The 15,741-nt window shown below is 65.2% G+C and carries 17 protein-coding genes and 1 tRNA gene; 1 reads left to right on the top strand and 17 read right to left on the bottom strand.

The window, feature by feature from the left end; all coding sequences use genetic code 11:
* Positions 1 to 267: 267 nt before the first annotated feature.
* Complete coding sequence (dcd, locus tag NE235_RS17590) at positions 268 to 843, bottom strand: dCTP deaminase (RefSeq protein ID WP_252804143.1); 576 nt, start codon at positions 841 to 843, stop codon at positions 268 to 270.
* Between the two features lie 177 nt (positions 844 to 1,020).
* On the opposite strand from dcd, the gene NE235_RS17585 reads away from it, so the two are divergent.
* A tRNA-Gly gene (locus tag NE235_RS17585) sits at positions 1,021 to 1,091 on the top strand.
* A gap of 126 nt (positions 1,092 to 1,217) precedes the next feature.
* On the opposite strand, the gene NE235_RS17580 is transcribed toward NE235_RS17585, so the two are convergent.
* The 16 genes from NE235_RS17580 to NE235_RS17505 all read right to left on the bottom strand — a co-directional run bounded on the left by NE235_RS17580 (position 1,218) and on the right by NE235_RS17505 (position 15,737).
* A complete protein-coding gene (locus NE235_RS17580; protein WP_252804141.1) occupies positions 1,218 to 2,570 on the bottom strand; it encodes a tyrosine-type recombinase/integrase in 1,353 nt (450 codons plus the stop codon).
* A complete protein-coding gene (locus NE235_RS17575) occupies positions 2,570 to 2,785 on the bottom strand; it encodes a helix-turn-helix domain-containing protein (RefSeq protein ID WP_252804139.1) in 216 nt (71 codons plus the stop codon). Before NE235_RS17575 ends, NE235_RS17580 begins: the two co-directional genes overlap by 1 nt.
* Positions 2,785 to 4,407 carry a replication initiator gene (locus NE235_RS17570; RefSeq protein WP_252804137.1) on the bottom strand — a complete coding sequence of 541 codons (1,623 nt, stop codon included), beginning with the start codon at positions 4,405 to 4,407 and terminating at the stop codon, positions 2,785 to 2,787. Before NE235_RS17570 ends, NE235_RS17575 begins: the two co-directional genes overlap by 1 nt.
* Entirely contained in the window at positions 4,404 to 5,843 is a 1,440-nt protein-coding gene (locus NE235_RS17565) for an FtsK/SpoIIIE domain-containing protein (RefSeq protein WP_252804135.1), read from the bottom strand. The genes NE235_RS17570 and NE235_RS17565 overlap by 4 nt, the downstream gene beginning before the upstream one ends.
* Complete coding sequence (locus tag NE235_RS17560; RefSeq protein ID WP_252804133.1) at positions 5,843 to 6,010, bottom strand: hypothetical protein; 168 nt, start codon at positions 6,008 to 6,010, stop codon at positions 5,843 to 5,845. The genes NE235_RS17565 and NE235_RS17560 overlap by 1 nt, the downstream gene beginning before the upstream one ends.
* 86 nt (positions 6,011 to 6,096) lie before the next feature.
* Positions 6,097 to 6,405 (bottom strand): hypothetical protein, encoded by a 309-nt coding sequence (locus NE235_RS17555; protein ID WP_252804130.1) that lies wholly within the window; start codon positions 6,403 to 6,405, stop codon positions 6,097 to 6,099.
* The gene (locus NE235_RS17550) at positions 6,402 to 6,650 is read right to left on the bottom strand and encodes a hypothetical protein (RefSeq protein ID WP_252804129.1); all 249 of its coding nucleotides are present in this window, start codon (positions 6,648 to 6,650) and stop codon (positions 6,402 to 6,404) included. Before NE235_RS17550 ends, NE235_RS17555 begins: the two co-directional genes overlap by 4 nt.
* The gene (locus tag NE235_RS17545) at positions 6,650 to 7,066 is read right to left on the bottom strand and encodes a plasmid replication, integration and excision activator (RefSeq protein ID WP_252804127.1); all 417 of its coding nucleotides are present in this window, start codon (positions 7,064 to 7,066) and stop codon (positions 6,650 to 6,652) included. Before NE235_RS17545 ends, NE235_RS17550 begins: the two co-directional genes overlap by 1 nt.
* Before the next feature lie 142 nt (positions 7,067 to 7,208).
* Positions 7,209 to 8,030: a protein phosphatase 2C domain-containing protein gene (locus NE235_RS17540; RefSeq protein ID WP_252804125.1), complete on the bottom strand. Its 822-nt coding sequence runs from the start codon at positions 8,028 to 8,030 to the stop codon at positions 7,209 to 7,211.
* The gene (locus NE235_RS17535; protein WP_252804123.1) at positions 8,031 to 8,873 is read right to left on the bottom strand and encodes a sigma factor-like helix-turn-helix DNA-binding protein; all 843 of its coding nucleotides are present in this window, start codon (positions 8,871 to 8,873) and stop codon (positions 8,031 to 8,033) included. It lies immediately after the preceding gene.
* A 104-nt stretch (positions 8,874 to 8,977) separates the two neighbouring features.
* Entirely contained in the window at positions 8,978 to 9,376 is a 399-nt protein-coding gene (locus tag NE235_RS17530) for an ATP-binding protein (protein WP_252804121.1), read from the bottom strand.
* A 91-nt stretch (positions 9,377 to 9,467) separates the two neighbouring features.
* On the bottom strand, positions 9,468 to 10,313 hold the full coding sequence (locus NE235_RS17525; protein ID WP_252804120.1) for a helix-turn-helix domain-containing protein: 846 nt from the start codon (positions 10,311 to 10,313) through the stop codon (positions 9,468 to 9,470).
* Positions 10,314 to 10,406: 93 nt separating this feature from the next.
* Complete coding sequence (locus tag NE235_RS17520; protein WP_252804117.1) at positions 10,407 to 11,270, bottom strand: DNA adenine methylase; 864 nt, start codon at positions 11,268 to 11,270, stop codon at positions 10,407 to 10,409.
* 1 nt (position 11,271) lies between these two features.
* Positions 11,272 to 12,714: a ParB/Srx family N-terminal domain-containing protein gene (locus NE235_RS17515; RefSeq protein WP_252804115.1), complete on the bottom strand. Its 1,443-nt coding sequence runs from the start codon at positions 12,712 to 12,714 to the stop codon at positions 11,272 to 11,274.
* 911 nt (positions 12,715 to 13,625) lie between these two features.
* Entirely contained in the window at positions 13,626 to 14,600 is a 975-nt protein-coding gene (locus NE235_RS17510; RefSeq protein WP_252804113.1) for a DUF1259 domain-containing protein, read from the bottom strand.
* An 849-nt stretch (positions 14,601 to 15,449) separates the two neighbouring features.
* On the bottom strand, positions 15,450 to 15,737 hold the full coding sequence (locus tag NE235_RS17505; RefSeq protein WP_252804111.1) for a putative quinol monooxygenase: 288 nt from the start codon (positions 15,735 to 15,737) through the stop codon (positions 15,450 to 15,452).
* Between the last annotated feature and the right edge of the window lie 4 nt (positions 15,738 to 15,741).

Raw genomic sequence — 15,741 nt, 5'->3', positions numbered from 1 at the left:
TAGCCTGGTTGTCCAGCTCGGGACCTTGAGCGTTGTCCATAAGGCGCTGACCAGGGCAAACGGCGCACCGTGGAAGAGAGGGCGGGCGCGGCACCCTAAGGAGGCTGGTCAATTCCCTAGGCCAGTGAGTACGTCCACAAAAGCCGTTGAGTGGGCGTTCAGCCGAAAAACCGCCGTACCGGATAATGGCGAGCCGCCGCCACGCCTCCGGCGGAAGCGACAGGACCACCGCCGGCCTCTCGGGCGGGCGCCGGGTCGATGGATCGCTCAGATGCGGGTGCGGTGAAAGTTCAGGTAGGACCGCGACGGCGTCGGACCACGCTGATCCTGGTAGCGCGACCCGTGACGCTTTGAACCGTACGGCTCCTCCACCGGGGAGCTCGTCCGGAACAGGCACATCTGCCCGATCTTCATGCCCGGCCACAGCTTGATCGGCAGCGTCGCGACGTTCGACAGCTCCAGCGTCACGTGCCCGGAGAACCCCGGGTCGATCCACCCGGCCGTCGAGTGCGTCAGCAACCCCAGGCGCCCGAGCGAGCTCTTCCCCTCCAGCCTCGCGGCCAGATCGTCCGGCAGACCGAACACCTCGTACGTCGAGGCCAGCACGAACTCCCCCGGATGCAGGATGAACGGCTGATCCGCGTCGACGTCGACGAGCCGGGTCAGGTCGGGCTGCTCCACCGCCGGATCGATGTGCGGATACTTGTGGTTCTCGAACACGCGGAAATAGCGGTCCAGGCGCACGTCGATGCTCGACGGCTGGACCATCCCGGGATCGTACGGATCGATCTTCATCCGCCCGGACTCGATCTCGGCCTTCAGATCACGATCGGAGAGCAGCACGACAAGAAACTACCGGGTGCGACCGCCCAACACGTAAACGCGGGCCCTGATCAGCCGCCCACCGGCTCCGCGTCGGCCTCCACGCGAGCCGTGATCCGCCCCGGAGCCGAACCGCCGGGCGCGGAGGGCGCGGCTTCCGGTAGCATGTGCGAGCGGTCACCTGAGAAGGCGGCCGATGCGGGTGTAGTTCAATGGCAGAACTCCAGCTTCCCAAGCTGGTAGCGCGGGTTCGATTCCCGTCACCCGCTCGGTCCGGGGGTACGGTCTAGAACGTGCCCCCGGCCAGGCGAAAAGCCCAGGCAAGGGAGACGTCCCCAGCCTGGGCTTTGATCTTGAAAGGGCGGGTAACCGGCCGTCGGGCCATTAGCGGGCCATTAGCCGATGCGGGCCAGCACACCGGCCGTTCCGTCGTCCTCGTCGCCGTCCCCGTCATCCGACCGGCGAGCACCCTCAACGAGCGCGTTCAGTCCCTCGGCGATCTTCCGGTCAGCCTGGTTGGACGCGTGCTGATAGATCAGCGCGGCCCGCTCGTTGTCGTGGCCCATGCGCGCCATCAGGTTCCGGAGCGAGACGCCCATGTCGGCCGCGAGCGTGTTCCCGGTGTGCCGGAGATCATGGAAGTGCAGGCCGGGAACGCCCATCGTTCGGACGACGTCGACCCAGCGCGTGAGCTTGTTGAAGCCGCTCCGTCGCAGCGGTCCGCCCTTGATCCCCGTGAAGACCAGGGCAGCATCGTCGCGCTTCGTGTACTTGTCCAGGTGCGCCTTGATGTCCGGGATGATGGCCGCCGGGATGCTCACGGTCCGCCGACCAGCGCGTGACTTGGGCGGACCCAGGAGCATCTTGCCGTTGTCCTGCTCGGTGTAGGCGAAGCGGACGCGGACCGTACCGGCCGCAAGGTCGATGTCCCGCCGCTTGAGCGCGGTCACCTCACCCCAACGCAGACTCGCGAAGGCGGCCAGGAGCACGAGTGCCCGGAACCGATCGTCATGGGTCGCGTCTGCCTTGCCTTCCATGGCCAGGTCCCAGAGCGCACGAGCCGCAGCCGCCCGAGTCGGGAACATCTCCGAGTGACGACGCATCAGGCCGCCGACCGCTCGATACCGCAGCCGGTATTCGCCGGAGTCGAGCTTGCGGATGTTGCCTACCGGGCGGACACCCACACGTCCGGCCAGTTCGAAAACCTGAGCCACGGTGAGCACCGGGCGTTCGGCCGCCTGCTCGGTACCGGCACCACGCACTCGGCAGGGATTGCGAGGAATGATCTTGTCCTCTTCTGCGGCGGTCATCAGCACGGCCCGCAGCAGGCGGTAAGCCTTGGCCGCCTGATTCTCCGAGACGCCAGCGGCGAGAAGCTTCGCCCGCCATTCACGGATCATCTGTGTGCTGAGCCTGCCGAGCTGCACGCCGCCGAGTTGAGGAGCGATGTACTTGCCGAGCAGCCAGCGATACAGATCAACCGTCCGTGGGCGCAGTCCGGCCCGCTGATCGATCCACTTTTCTGCGTAGTCACCAAGCTCGATCTTGGCGCGGTCGGGGTCTGTCCACTCGCCGTTGAGAATCTGGGCTTCAACCAGCGTGAGGTATCGCTCAGCATCGGATTTCCGAGCGAACGTCTCCGGCGCGGTTCGCATCCGGCCATCTGGGCCGGGGTAGCGCACTTGATACCGGCCAGACTCCCGTCTGCGGATGTTGCCGAAACGTCGGTGGCCGTCCTTGTTCGGCATCAGGCAGCCCTCCAGACACCGGATGCGGTCATGGGTTCGACGAGTCCGGCGGCGATGAACTCCCGGAGCGCGGATTCGGGGATGCGGACAAACCGGCCGATCTTGACGAAGCGGATGCGTCGTTCGGCGATCAGTCGGCGGGGGAAGCGTTCGGAGGTCTTGAGTAGTTCGGCGGCCTCGGCCACGGTCAGCAGTCGGTCATCGGTGAGGTTCATCAGGCAGCGGCCCTCTCAGTTGCCGAAAGGTCGAGGGTGGTGTTGGCGTGGTCGAGTTGGCGTCTCATCTCCAGGCGTTCGGCGATGGAGGCGAGTAGGCGTTGTTCGACCGGCCCGACGTCCGGGTCATCGGGTGGGGCGAGTTCCCAGGCGTAGCGTCCGGGTTGGGCCGGGTGGCCGGTTGCCGAAACGCCGGCCTCAGCCAGGCGGGCGAGGACCCAGTTCTTCCGGTCCGCCTTGTGGTCGGCGAGCGTCTTGCCCGACCACTTGCGGGAGACCAGCACGCGGCGTCCGGCGTAGCCGAGGTATTCGCGGCGGTGTGCTTTGGCCTTGCAGTAGCCGGGCGTCAGACCGTGCCGGGCGTTCTTGGGCTGGATGCCGTAGCGCAGCCAGTTCGCGCACGTCGGCGAGCACGGCTCGAACCGCAGTGCCTCCAGCAGCCTGTCAGCGTGGTCGGCTTGAGCAGCCGTCTGGGCGTGGTGGCATTCGGCGATGTCCTTGACGAGGTACTTGGTGAGGTAGCCGATCAGCCGAGAGGACTCCGGCGTGCCCGCCATGACGCCTTGTGCGTCGATTTGGCGTCCGAACCGGCCGACGTGCAGCGGTTCGGCGTCGTCGTCATCCAGCGTCCTCAGTGCCTCCTGCCAGGTGGTCAGCGGCAGGTGGGTGTCCGGGTCGAGGTAGGCCCGAGCCTGGGCGTCCCAGTACGGCAGGCGCTCCCCCGCGTAGATCACGCGGTCGATCGAGGGCCACCACACCTGTGTGTAGGTCGCCGCGACGACTTGGCGGAGTTCGGCGCGGGAGATGGTGCCGCGGATTGCCATGTGCAGGTGTGGGGCGAGACGGCGTTGTGGTTCGACGGTGGCGAAGTACTGCACGTCATAGCCGACGAACCGGCGCAGGTTTTGGACGAACCGGTCCACCAGCTTGGAGAAGTGCAAAGCGTCCCGTGCCGCCCGCGCGTAGTCGTAGGTGGCCGGGTCGACCGGCGTCCCGTCGTTCTTCACCCGCCCGTAGGAGTCGAGGGTGAGCGTGAGGAACAGCGACGGGCGGAACGTTTTGCCGTCCGGAGCGGTGTAGACCTTGCCGACCGTCCGGGCAGCGACGGGACGGCGGGGAAGGTCGGGCACGTCCTGACGGCGCTTGGTCGATCGCTTGGGCCGTTCGGGCTTGTCGACCGGGAGGCGGCCGACGACGCCGGTCCGGCTGAGTTCGGCTTTGATCTCGGTCAGCAGCTCCCGCCACTCCGATGCGTCCTCACCGGCCGCCTCAGCACGGTCCGCCCAGGCTTGAACCTCGGCCCGCTTTTCCATCCAGAAGCGTTGTTCGTCGTCCGGGTCGGCCCGCTCGATCACCGGCTCACTCTCGAGATGCCAGCCCTCCCGGCACTGAGTAGCCCGCAGCTTCCGCTTCCGCTCCGCACACGGCGGGCACACCGAGGCGAGCGTGTGACCGCACGGCATGTTCACGATCGCCGTCTCACCCGTCGCCAGATCAGTCCGGCGCATGGCCACGGGCCGGATGCACACGCCGTGTTCGACGGCGACGGCTTTGACGACGTCACGAGCGAGCGGCGGCCGGACCTTGTGCGGAGCTTCCGGCGTCGTGTGGTCGGTGCTCATGCGGCCTCCGCGAGGTAGCCGGCCATTGCTGCGATGTCGGTGTCGGAGACGAACGCGGCCCGCACGCGCACCGGGTCGGGTGAGTCCTCCAGCCGGATGTAACCGACTCCCGCACCGACCTCGGGGATCGGAGAGATCTGGTCGGCGAGGGCGCTACGGTCCCGCGCTCCGTCACCGAGAACCATGTCGACCTGTTCGGCCTCATCCAGCCGCAGCGCGATCCGGGTCGGGAAGAGGTTGCGAATGTTGATGACGTCCTTGCGCGGGTCCTGCAAAGCGCCCACGACGCAGATTCCGACCGACCGGCCCTGAGAGGTGAGCGTGGCCAGCGCCGCATCGGCCCGCTTGCGCAGGTCGCGTTCGGGGCAGTAGGCAGTGAGGAAGGCCAGTTCGTCGACCATGACGACGATGAACGGGTCAGCCGCGGTCGCGATGAAGGTCCGGGTGACTCCACCGAAGCGCGCAGCGCGCTTTTGCATCTCGGTGACGGCCGCCTCCAGCAGCTCGACCATGCCGCCGGATGCGTCGTCGCTGTAGCGGTTGAAGACGTCCCGGCCAAAGGCCAGCTCCATGCGCTTGGGGTCGATCCCCCAGACCTGGACGAGCCCCGCGCGTACGGCCGGGAGCAGTGCCCGGACCAGTCCCCACAGGATCGAGCCCTTGCCGGCTCCGGTCGCCCCAGCAATCAGGACATGCGTTCCGAGCAGCCGTAGCCGCCAGGTCGAGCCGTCTTCTCGCCGTCCGATCGGCAGAGACGACAGGTCGACCGCGTGGTCGTCCTCAGCGCCGACCGGGAGCGCGGGCAGCGGTTCGGCGAGCGCGTCGCGGCGGACCAGTTCGAGCCAGAGGTATCCGGGTCTGCTGGCGGTGCGGATGCGGCACAGGGCAGCCCCGAAGCCGTGGGCGAGGTTTTCGGCGTGGTCCCGCCAGATGCCCGGTGCCTGCCCGGACAGCATCTTGACCAGCACCCGGTCCGTGGTCGCGGTGACAGCGACGCGCTTGATGACGGGCAGGTACTCGCGGGCGTTGCGGTAGAACGCCAGCCCGGACATCACCATGACCGGCTGCCAGTGCCGCCGGTAGACGAACAGGTGCCGCCAGCGGGCACGGGCCGGGTAGCCGACGAGGCGGACGAAGGAGTCCCACCAGTAGGCGGCCCAGCAGCCCAGGCACACCGCGGCGAACGCGGCCAGCACCGCGACGAGCCGCCATCCGAGGGCGTAGGTCAGCCCGCCCAGACCGCCGACGATCACCACGGCGATGGGGTGGCGGGCGAGGAAGCCAGCCAGGCGCACGAGGGCGCGGACGAGGTTGACCACCAGGACCAGCGCCGGGGGCATGTGCCAGATGGGCGGCGCCCACTTGGGCGACTCGAACGGGTCGGCGGTGGCGGGCACCATCACGTTGTCCGACGGAGCGTTCTTGCGAAGGCCCATCACCGGCCACCCCCGTCGGTGCGTGAGGTCCGGGAGAGGCGTTCGGCGGTGCGCTTGGGGAACAGCACGGTCTGACCCACGCACGGCGGGCACTTGCCGTTCTTCGTGTTCTGGCGCAGCGGATTGCGGCATACGACGCAGCGCGGCCGCTTGGGTCGGGTAGACATGAGGCGATCTCCTCCAGGAGTAGAAGCCGTGGGGTGATCACAGGGGCGGCCGGAAGGGTGAGAGCTTCCAGCCGCCCCGCTTCGCATCAGGCCGCAGCGTGACCGGACTGGTCGGCCCGCTCGGCGTGCAGGCGCTCGACCTCGGCCAGCAACTCCGCCGACGCCTGAGCGAACCGGCGGATCACCGCGACGTCCTCGGCCGTGATCTCGGAGGTGGAGCGCGGCCCGATGTTCACGCTCACCTGGCCGTGGTCGATCCCGATGAACGGCCGGCCGTCGCCCGAGCCGTAGAGGCGGATGCTCGTGGTCGGGTCGAGGTAGAACGAGGTCCCGATGGTCATGGGCTCACCGGGCCGACCGGTGATCGTGGTGTAGGTGTAGCCGGTCTCCGTCATCGGGTCCTCCTGTCGGTGTTGCCGTTGCGGTAGATGCGCTCGACCTCGGCCGCGTACGCCGCCGCCTGGTCGGCCAGGGCGCGAGCGAAGGCCACGTGGTCGGGCAGCAACCGGTCCGGGAGTGTGAGCGAGACGAGCACGTGACCGGCGCGGAAGGTGAAGATCGGGTTCGCTCGGGGGTAGCTGCGGAACTCCGCGCCCGAGTGCCCGTTGATCGGCAGCGACAGCGCGGGTCCGCGTCCCATCAGGCCGCCGCCTTACCGGGCGCAGGAGCCGGAGCCGCCTTGCCGCCCTTGGGTGCGGTGATCGCGGTGGCCCGCAGCGAGAAGGCCATCCGGCCTTTGTCGGTGACGTACGGGGTGACCGTCATGCCCTCGAACTCGACCGGCTCGAACGGCGCACCGGTCGGCGCGACCGGCTGAACGTCGGCGAGGATCTTGACCGCGATCTCCCGGGACCGGCCGTCCAGCTCGGGGTCCATGTCCATCACCCGGCAGGAGAACACCCGCTGACCGGTGACCTTGTCCTTGGCCGGGGACCGCCGCCCCGACCGCTCGTCGAAGTCCTGCGCCTCCACGATCGAGGCGGGAACGAGGTGGCAGCCGTTGGGGAAGACGTCGGCCATCGTGACCTTGAAGCGAGTACCGCCTCTAAGTGCCATGTAGCGCTCTCCTTGATGTCGACCCCCCTAGACAGTTGTGAATCCATCGATCCCTTCGACGGTGTCTAGGGGGCTATGCATCCAAGGTACGACCGACTCGGCGAACTGTCTAGGGGGGTCGACAAAATCTCGGTTCGGCGTGTCAGAGCACGCAGTACACGGCCGTGGCGTCGTCACTGGCCTTGCCCCGCGGCCACCGCTCACCACGCGGATCGCTGTCTTCAGCGGCCCGAACCCGGCGGATGAGTCCGGCCGGACCGTCATCAGCGAGGATCTTTAGCGCGTCGGCCCAGTCGGTGAGGCGGAACCGGTCGACCAGCCGGCTCGCGCCATCGCTGAGCAACGCCACTGCGCGGAGCCGGTCGAGCGGCACTGAGCCGGTGACAGCATGTGCGGCGGCAGCCGGGTCGGTGTTGGCGACCCAGAAGCCACCGGCAGTGTTCCGGTAGGAGCCCAGCGTTTCGGCGTATGCCCTGCGGGCTTGGGTGTGTTCCGGGCTTCCGGTCGGCAGCGCGTCCATCTCGGCGCGCAGGCTCCGACTGGTCCGGGCCAGCCGGTCATCGGTCACGGCGACCGGGTCACCGTCGAGGACATCGAGTACCAGGACGGAGTCCGCGAGCACCAGGTACTCCAGGTCATCACCGGTCCGCCGGACGACCGTGACGGTCGCGGACGGGGTATTCGGGTCGGTGAGGTCGCAGGCATCCCCGTGCATGGCGGCCACCCGCTCAATCGCCACTGCGAGTACGTCGGCGAGGGGCCGGCGGGGCGCGGTGCCCGCTTCGGCGAGGAGTTGGGCGCCGAGCTGGCGGGCGTACCAGGCCACCCCGTGCGAACAGCCCGACTCGATCCCAGGGGGAGTTCCCGCACCGTCAAGCAGTACGACGACGTCATGCGACGCTGCGGCGAAGTCCTCATTCGACCGATCGGGCGAGCCGGGGACCGAGAGGAGCGAGACCCGCATCTACAGGTCCTCGTGCTGATACAGCGGCGTCAGCAACTCCACATTGGCTGGCTCGTGGGTGTCCGGTTCGTAGTCGACCCCCACGACCACCGAGAACGGCCGGTCACCGACTTGCCCCCACAACGTCGCGATCTCAGTGCTGAGCAGATGCACGACCCCGAGCGAACCGGGCGGGTGAACGCCAGCAATCGTCAGCACGGTCCCTTTACCGTCCGGGCGGGGGAGCCTGCCGAGGTAGCCGATGTCATGCGGCCGAGCCGGGTCGCCGTCCGAACCGGACCGGAGTGTCTTGTCTGCGCTGGCGTCGTGCAGCGTCCACGTTCCCTCAGGCGAGCGCCGCCACGACAGGACCGGGTCCTTCTCGTACGTCTCGCGCACAGCATCGGACATGCGGGGACCGCAGATGACCAGTAGGCCGGAGCGGTTGAGGTCAATCTCTCCGTCGACGCCGACGTGTTCGGAACCGACCTCCAGGTCGAAGGTCCGGGCGAGGTCTTCCAGCCGCTTGCCGGCGGTCAGGTCATCCAGGGTGACATGGCTGCGGCCAGTATTCGGGTCTGGCCGCAGGGGAGTCACCACGGTCACGGCCCCGGTGCCGAGGAACGCGCCTTCCGGCGCCGGACCGGTGTGGCGGATCTGGTGAATGCGGCCCCGGCTCAGGCCGGCCTGCTTGGCGATCTGCGCGTACGACAGGCCCTGACTGTGCAGATCCTGGATGACCCGCCGCCGCAACCGCGCAAGTTCGGTCACCTCTTGCTGTGCGGCGGCGAGGCGTTCAGTCGCGAGGCGGAGCAGCACGAATGGGTCCTTGGTTGCCGCTATGCGGTCGACCTCATCCGACATGCCACCCTCCTCGATCCACTGCACCGAGTCTAGGGGGATAGACAAAACAGGCGAAGAAGAAGGGCCGATCAGACTTGTCCGGAGCCGAGGGACGCCCCGCGGACTCACGCCCGATCGACCCCGTCGACCACCGCCCATACCGTGCAGTGCGACCCCTGGTAGTGGTGACCCCAGTCCTTGACCACCATCCCCATGAGCGCCAGGCCCCGACCGCCCTCGGAGCAGTCACCGGCCACCACGGCGGTAGGCGCGGTGACGCTGCCCTGGTCGGTCACGGAGATGCGGACGGCGGTGTCGAAGACGGTGACGGTTACCCAGAGCATTCCTCCGGGCAGCCCGCTATGGGTGTGCTTGATGGCGTTCGTGGCCAGTTCGCTGACGACCAGTTCGGCGCGCATGACGAGCTCGGGTTGGAGATCACGCAGGTAGGCGGTCACGAAGCGGCGGGCTTCGGTGACCGAGGCGGGCAGGCCGGGGAGACAGCGGGTCCAGGGTGGCCTCACGGCGCACCTCCCTGTCTAGGGGGCTATGCACTGGACACCGAGCGTATTCCTGTATATGCCTGCGCCTCAAGGAACCAGAGGCATTATGCCTCTAACTTCTGTTGGGCCAGTCGTCGTAATCCTGGGCGATTTGGGACACAAGCTCCCGCATCCGTTCCCCGAAGAGCCCGACTTCGCGGAAGGCGGCGAAGGTCTGCCGATAGATAGCGACCTCGTGCTCATCCTCCAAGAGGAACTCGTTGCTGAAGGTCTCAACGGTGACAGCCGACTGGTCATAGAGGGCGAAACCGTGCAATGGGAGCGTCGACACGGCCGCAAACCATGGCACGACACCCACCGAGACGTTCTCCAACGTCGCGACGTCCAGAATCTTCGCCAGCTGTGCTCGCATGACATCTGGCGAACCAGGACAGGTCCGTAGCGCGCCTTCGGTTAGCACGAAGGAGAACCGTCGGCCGGGTTGGTACAGCACGTCTTGGCGCTCGATACGCACAGCAACCGTGCGTGCGACGTCCTCATCTTCCAACGGGGCTGCACGCAACGCCCGGCGCGCGTACTCCGCTGTCTGTAGAAGACTCGGCACGATCGCGGATTGGAAACACTCGAGGATGGTCGATCGATGCTCACGAGCGCTGACTAGCTCCTGGCGGGTGACCGGTCCGGCGGGCATCTGCCGGAGGTTCGCTATGTCCGTGTCGACGCGGCGGAGAAGCGCGAACAACTCGTTGCGGCCGTCATCGCCGACACCGAGGGCTTCAGCCAGCCGTTCAGTCACCTCAGTGCTCGGAAGCATCTGGCCTGTTTCAATCTTGGAGACGGTGGGCTGAGTGATTCCAGCACGATTGGCCAACTGCGCGCCGGTCAGTCCGACCTGACTTCGCAGGAACCGAACGCGTTTCCCGAACTCCCGTAGTACCTGTTGCCGAAGCTCATGCATAATCGACGGTTTACACGATACGCGGCCTACGCGAGGCTCGAACAGAAAACAAACTCTAGTCTTACACCGCGTTCGCCGAACCAGCCGAGCCTATCAGAGCCAGGTGGCGAAGCCGCGGCTTAGCAAGTCAAGCTTGTCTACGACGAGCTTGGAAGAAAACACGGCATACTCGGTGCCGATTTGCTGTTTCGCTGCTGTGTGCTTTATTGAGAACTCGGCGCAGCGCATACCTCTATACAGGGTAGACGTTATCCGCGGATCGGCATCGTAAGTTACGACCCATCGTCGGTGGCGACGGCGGAGTATTTGCGCCAATCGAAGATGGTCAGTCCACGTCAAGGTGTTCAGATATAGTTCGTCGCCTTGACCGAGATAGGGCGGATCGACATAGAAAAAAGTATCGCGTGTAGGGATGGATTCAAGAAGATCAAGTGCATCTTGCTGCTCCACTCTAACTTGATCGCGATACTGGCCCAATATTCGGATCCTCTCAATGAGGTCAGTTCGATTGAAGCGAGCATCTATCTTCCACTTGCCGGACTGTTGAAGACCTCCGATTGGGCGAGCTTCCAGAATCCCTGAGCGATTGGTGCGATTCAAGTAAAGCGTAGCAAAACCCAAGTCCAAATCGGATGACGACGTATTCTGATACACGGCACGGTAATGATGCCATGCATCAATTGACAGCTCGCATCTTTTTATCTCTTCAATGAGCTCACTGGTATGCTCAAAGACGCATCGCCAAAAAGCTGCGATTCCAGGATGTGCGTCGTTGATGACGAGTCGATCGGCGCGACCGGTGTAGAGAAGGCGCAGGGCTGCACCAGCTCCTCCGGCGAAGGGTTCGACAAAAGTCTTCGGGCGAGAGGTCTGAGAAGCCATGACTTCGCCGAAGAAATCTGCAAGCGCAGCCTTGCCGCCCGGATACCGAAGCGGACTTATGTAAAAGTAGCGCAAGCTAGGCTGTACTTCCTAGTCGAGTGTCGAGATCGCCTAGGAGCGTAGCATAAGTTTCAGACAGCGCGCGCAAGCTAAGGGGGTCGGCAGGCAATTTTGCATTGTGCAGATATCCCTGCATTGATCTCATCGAAAACGGGTTATCTCGATCGCTGAGCGCTCTACGGACTGAAAGGTACCGGTCTGATTTGTTAGTTGGGTCAAGCTTGGTGAGACACGCGTTGATCCGATCTCTCAGCTCGGGCCGTGCCTCCCATCCGAGGCGTTCCACAGTTTCGCCTACTACGAGCTCAACTAGTATTCGAACGAGCGCCGCCCCTGCGTTCGGGAACTGAGTAATATCTATACGCTGCGCTTCGCGGAGAACGTCTTTTGCCTTAGGCCCGACGTGAAGCAGCCTCAGGCCGTGGAAGAGCTTCATCGGGCGCGCTCTCTGGCTCTGTGTCCGCGTGTTTGTTCCCTGAATAGGTTGCGACGGCCGTGATGGCGACCCGCCGTGGCTGGAAGTTGCCGGCGTGCGGGTATCATCCCCTATCTGTGCCTGTCCTGGCTCACTTTCATTTTGATCCGCGGGTGTAAGTGAAAGCTGTCCCTGAGCTGGATCACCTTCGGGGGTCGAAGCCTGAGCGGGGAGAAAATTCTCACTCGCAGTTTCGGGAACTAGTGAACTTATCGTAGACATGTATGCGGCCCGCTGCTCTTTGTTCTTGAGAGACGAGACCGTTAGATTGCTGGCGAGATCGCCGAAAATCTTCAGCCAGAACTCTCTCATAGTTGTAAGAGGGCGGAGGCTTGTAAGGGTGTCGCCTCTCATCTCGATTCCCGCGAGAGACCGAAAATCGGGATCGCTAACAAGCCGTCCAAGCGTGGTGAGCTTGGCCGACTTCACGCTCTGTAGCAATCCCTTCATCACCTGGTCTGTTGCGAACGCGGCATCAAGCGCATCGGTCAGCCTTAGAGCGCGACCCCTTTGACCGGTATATATTCCGGTGAATCGGACCTGCATCTCGGGGCTCCAACCAACTACGCCGACCCCTTGCTGGCTGCCGTTGTGTCTCAATTCGATCCACCGGCGCGCCTCAGCGCGGTTTTCCGCGACAACGCAAGTTACCTCGGTGAGGTCCTGGGAAGTCTTACTTATTTCGAGGACCGAGTTCTCAATATTGGACCCACGAGCGAGAGTCGGATCCTGGAGGAGCTTCATCGCGGCAATGCGGCGATTCCCCTCAACGACGACATAAAATCGATCTTGGGGTATCACTAGTGGAAGCTCGATAGGGCTTGGGCCGTGTTCTGCTATATCTTCGGCAAGCCGGAGCAGCTGTTGCCCACCCTTGTCGCCCAACAACGCATGCATCGCGTCCTGCTGACCGGACATGGGGTCATGCCGCGGATTCAGAGGGTCAAGGAGTAGTCGCTTGAGGGGCAACGCTTTGTATTCCACGTACCACAGTATGCATGCGTCGGTAGGGGCAATGTCAACACGATAGATCCCATACGCCCTTGAGATCCGTGGTCCTCGCCTCTCGGTTGACACTGTATCCATCCGGGTCGTTAGCCGCTGCGACGCAGCGTGATGTCCGTAATAGGAGTAATTGACCGACCGCAATATAAGTGGACTATTGAGCTGCCTGGAAGGACGCAAGCGAACGCCATCCAGCACCTGAAGGCATAGGGGAGGGAGGTATGGATAGCTTGGAAGCGGCCGGCCTTCGGAGGGGTGGCCTCCTAGCTGATGTCGTACGCTGGTCGCGGTCTTTGCGGAATTTCGCTGTATTGGATCAAGGCGGCGGCGCAAGCGCCGCCGCAGGCCGCCCGCTCCGGCACGCCCTACGGGCGTGCGGCGTGGGCGCCGGTCCCTCCGGCCGTGCCGATCGGACGGCCTCGACGAACGAAAACCCAACCGCGGATTCCTTCCAGCGTCACCGGTTCCGAACCGTTCTCACGGGACGGCCGCAGAACCGCCGGCCAACTCACTTCGTTCGCCCTCCGGGTCGCCTACGGCGATTGGCAGGCCGCCCCGCTCACCAGGTCACGGGGGGCTGCCAAGTGCCTCCGGCGGGGGCACTCAGGCTCGGGGATGGAGGAGGCGGGGCGCATCGGTGAAGGTAGTCAGTGGTTGAGGTGGAAGCCTGGTCATCCCCTCCGCCGACGTCCCAGGACAAGCCGAGCAGACCAGGCCCTACCGGCGAAGGTCGTTCGTCCGGTGGGGCGCTCCACCTTCACCGGTAGGGCCTGGCCCGCTCCCCGCCGGGTGGGACGACGGCGGAGGGGATGACCAGGCGAGGGGTCCTGTGGCGTTGAGACGCCCTGCCGATCTCGGGCTACGACCGCACTCCGTGTGGCGGAGGCGTCTTAGGCTGCCGGGGTGACGGCTTGCTGCGTGACGGCCTTGTGCAGGGTCTTGGCGAGTTCGACAGCATCGTTGTTGGCCCAAAAGTGCATGTAGAACAGGCGGGGCTCGTCATGCAAGGCATGGTTGTGGAGTTCCACGATGCTGATACCGCCGGAGCGCAGGGCTTGGATGACGTGTTGGACTTCATCGGCGGTCATAGCGAAGTCGCCGTTGATGGCGGCTTTCCCGCCACCTGTGGACTGGAAGTTGAGCGCGGTGGTCACGCCCATTCCGGGCGGGATGACGCGGCCGTGCTCGGTGACCGGGCTGGTGCGTTCAAAGGTGAACTTGTAGATGCCGCCGTCGTTGGTGCCCTTGGTTCCCATGACCCGGTCGATAGCGGCGGTGTCGATCTGCGGTGCCGGGGCAGGGCTTGAGGCTGCCGGGGCCGGTGGCGTGGCCGTGACATCCAGAGCGGCTCGGAGCGAGCGAGCGATAGCCGCTGCGTCGCGTCCGGTTGCGTGAACGTGGGCCCACCACACCTCAGGTTGATGGGCCAGCAGGTGCTTGTGCACCGCCGTCTGCTCGATTCCCTGGCGTTGCAAAGCGTCGGTGACCTTCTGCAGCTCCGGCTCGGTGACCACGAGATCACCCATCATCAAGGTCATGCCGTCGGGGTAGCGAGTGAAAGCGGCATAGCCTCCGAGGGCGAGGCCCGGCTTGATGCTCACCCCGTAGGAGGTCACCTTCAGGTCCGAGCGCGGCAACGAGACCCGGTAGACCTTCTTGTCCGTCGACAACTTCCCAGACCGGCCCAAAGCATGCGCCACGCCGCTCCATCCGGCATCGTCGCTGGCCGACAACGACGGGACTGGATCGGCGTCGCGTTGGATGGAGCCGGGCCGGGCGGCGATCCGTGCCTCACCCCCAGAGGATGAGCAGCCAGCCGTGAGCACCAGGACCATCCCCACCACCAAGCGCATCACAGGAAGCATTCATCGTCCTCAGGCTCTAGCATCACCGTGCATCTATCGCTGTCCCCGCCCGAACACGATTTGTAACCGCGACTGGACCTGACTCATCGGCCGCAGGTGCGGCCTTGACCGTTCTGTTCGCTGAAGGGCTGCGACCCAGGTGGACCAGCGAGATCCAAGACGCGCGCCGCCCTCCGGAGCCGAGTGCGCTGACGGCAGTGACGGCAACGGTGACGGCAACACCGGCAGACGGACACAGATGATCGCAATCATGGGGAGACAGCGCTATGGCGGGCAGAGCTTGATCACCTGGACCATGATCGAACTGATAAAGATGAGGTCGGTGGACCAAGCCGTCGCGTAGGCCGCGTGCTCCGGTCGGGCCATTAGCGGGCCATTAGCCCCGGTGATCAAGGGTCAACAGCGGGCACTCACGATCATTCGGACGAGCAGGTCAGCGCCCATGACGGCCCGGAACCAGACGATTCCCAAGCTGGTAGCGCGGGTTCGATTCCCGTCACCCGCTCCACCGAAGAAAGCCCAGGCCAGGGATGAGATTCCCGACCTGGGCTTTGATCTTGCTAGGGGCGGTGATCGGCCACCGGGCAATTAGGTCGCCGACACCGGTGGTTTGGTCGTCGCCCGTGCTCCTCAACCCTACGGGCTTCCTCAACGCGGACGTCACGGCGGCGGCACTGCGCGCCGCCGCAGTCCTCCCGCTCCGGCACGCCCTGCGGGGGCGGGAGGCGGCGTAGGCGCCGGTCCCTCCGGCCGTGCCGGCCGGGCGGCCTACCTCACGACAGCCATCCTCTGCCGATCCGGATGGTGCCGTTCGGCGGCATGGGCCGCTGGCGACTTCTGGGGAGAGCGTCAGGTCAGTGAGCGGACATCCGCGACGTCGTACTCGGATACGGATGGTGCGAGTATCATCGCGTCCTGCTCTTCGCTTGGGCCGCTGCGGCGAAAGGTCTGGACGGCCTCCTGAGTCTCCCAACGTTCGAAGACGTTGATCCGTCCTGGCTCGAGAAGGTCGGCAGTGATCGAGAAATCGAGGCACCCCTCTGCGCGGCGTGCCTGCTCGACGACGCTGACGCAATCAGCGAGGTAGCGCTCTCGCTGGGCCGGGTTGACGAAGATCTGTCCGGCGACGATCACCATGGTG

Source organism: Actinoallomurus spadix (genome assembly GCF_024055725.1).
Lineage (GTDB): Bacteria > Actinomycetota > Actinomycetes > Streptosporangiales > Streptosporangiaceae > Actinoallomurus > Actinoallomurus spadix.
This window is presented reverse-complemented; position numbering and strand designations above follow the sequence as displayed.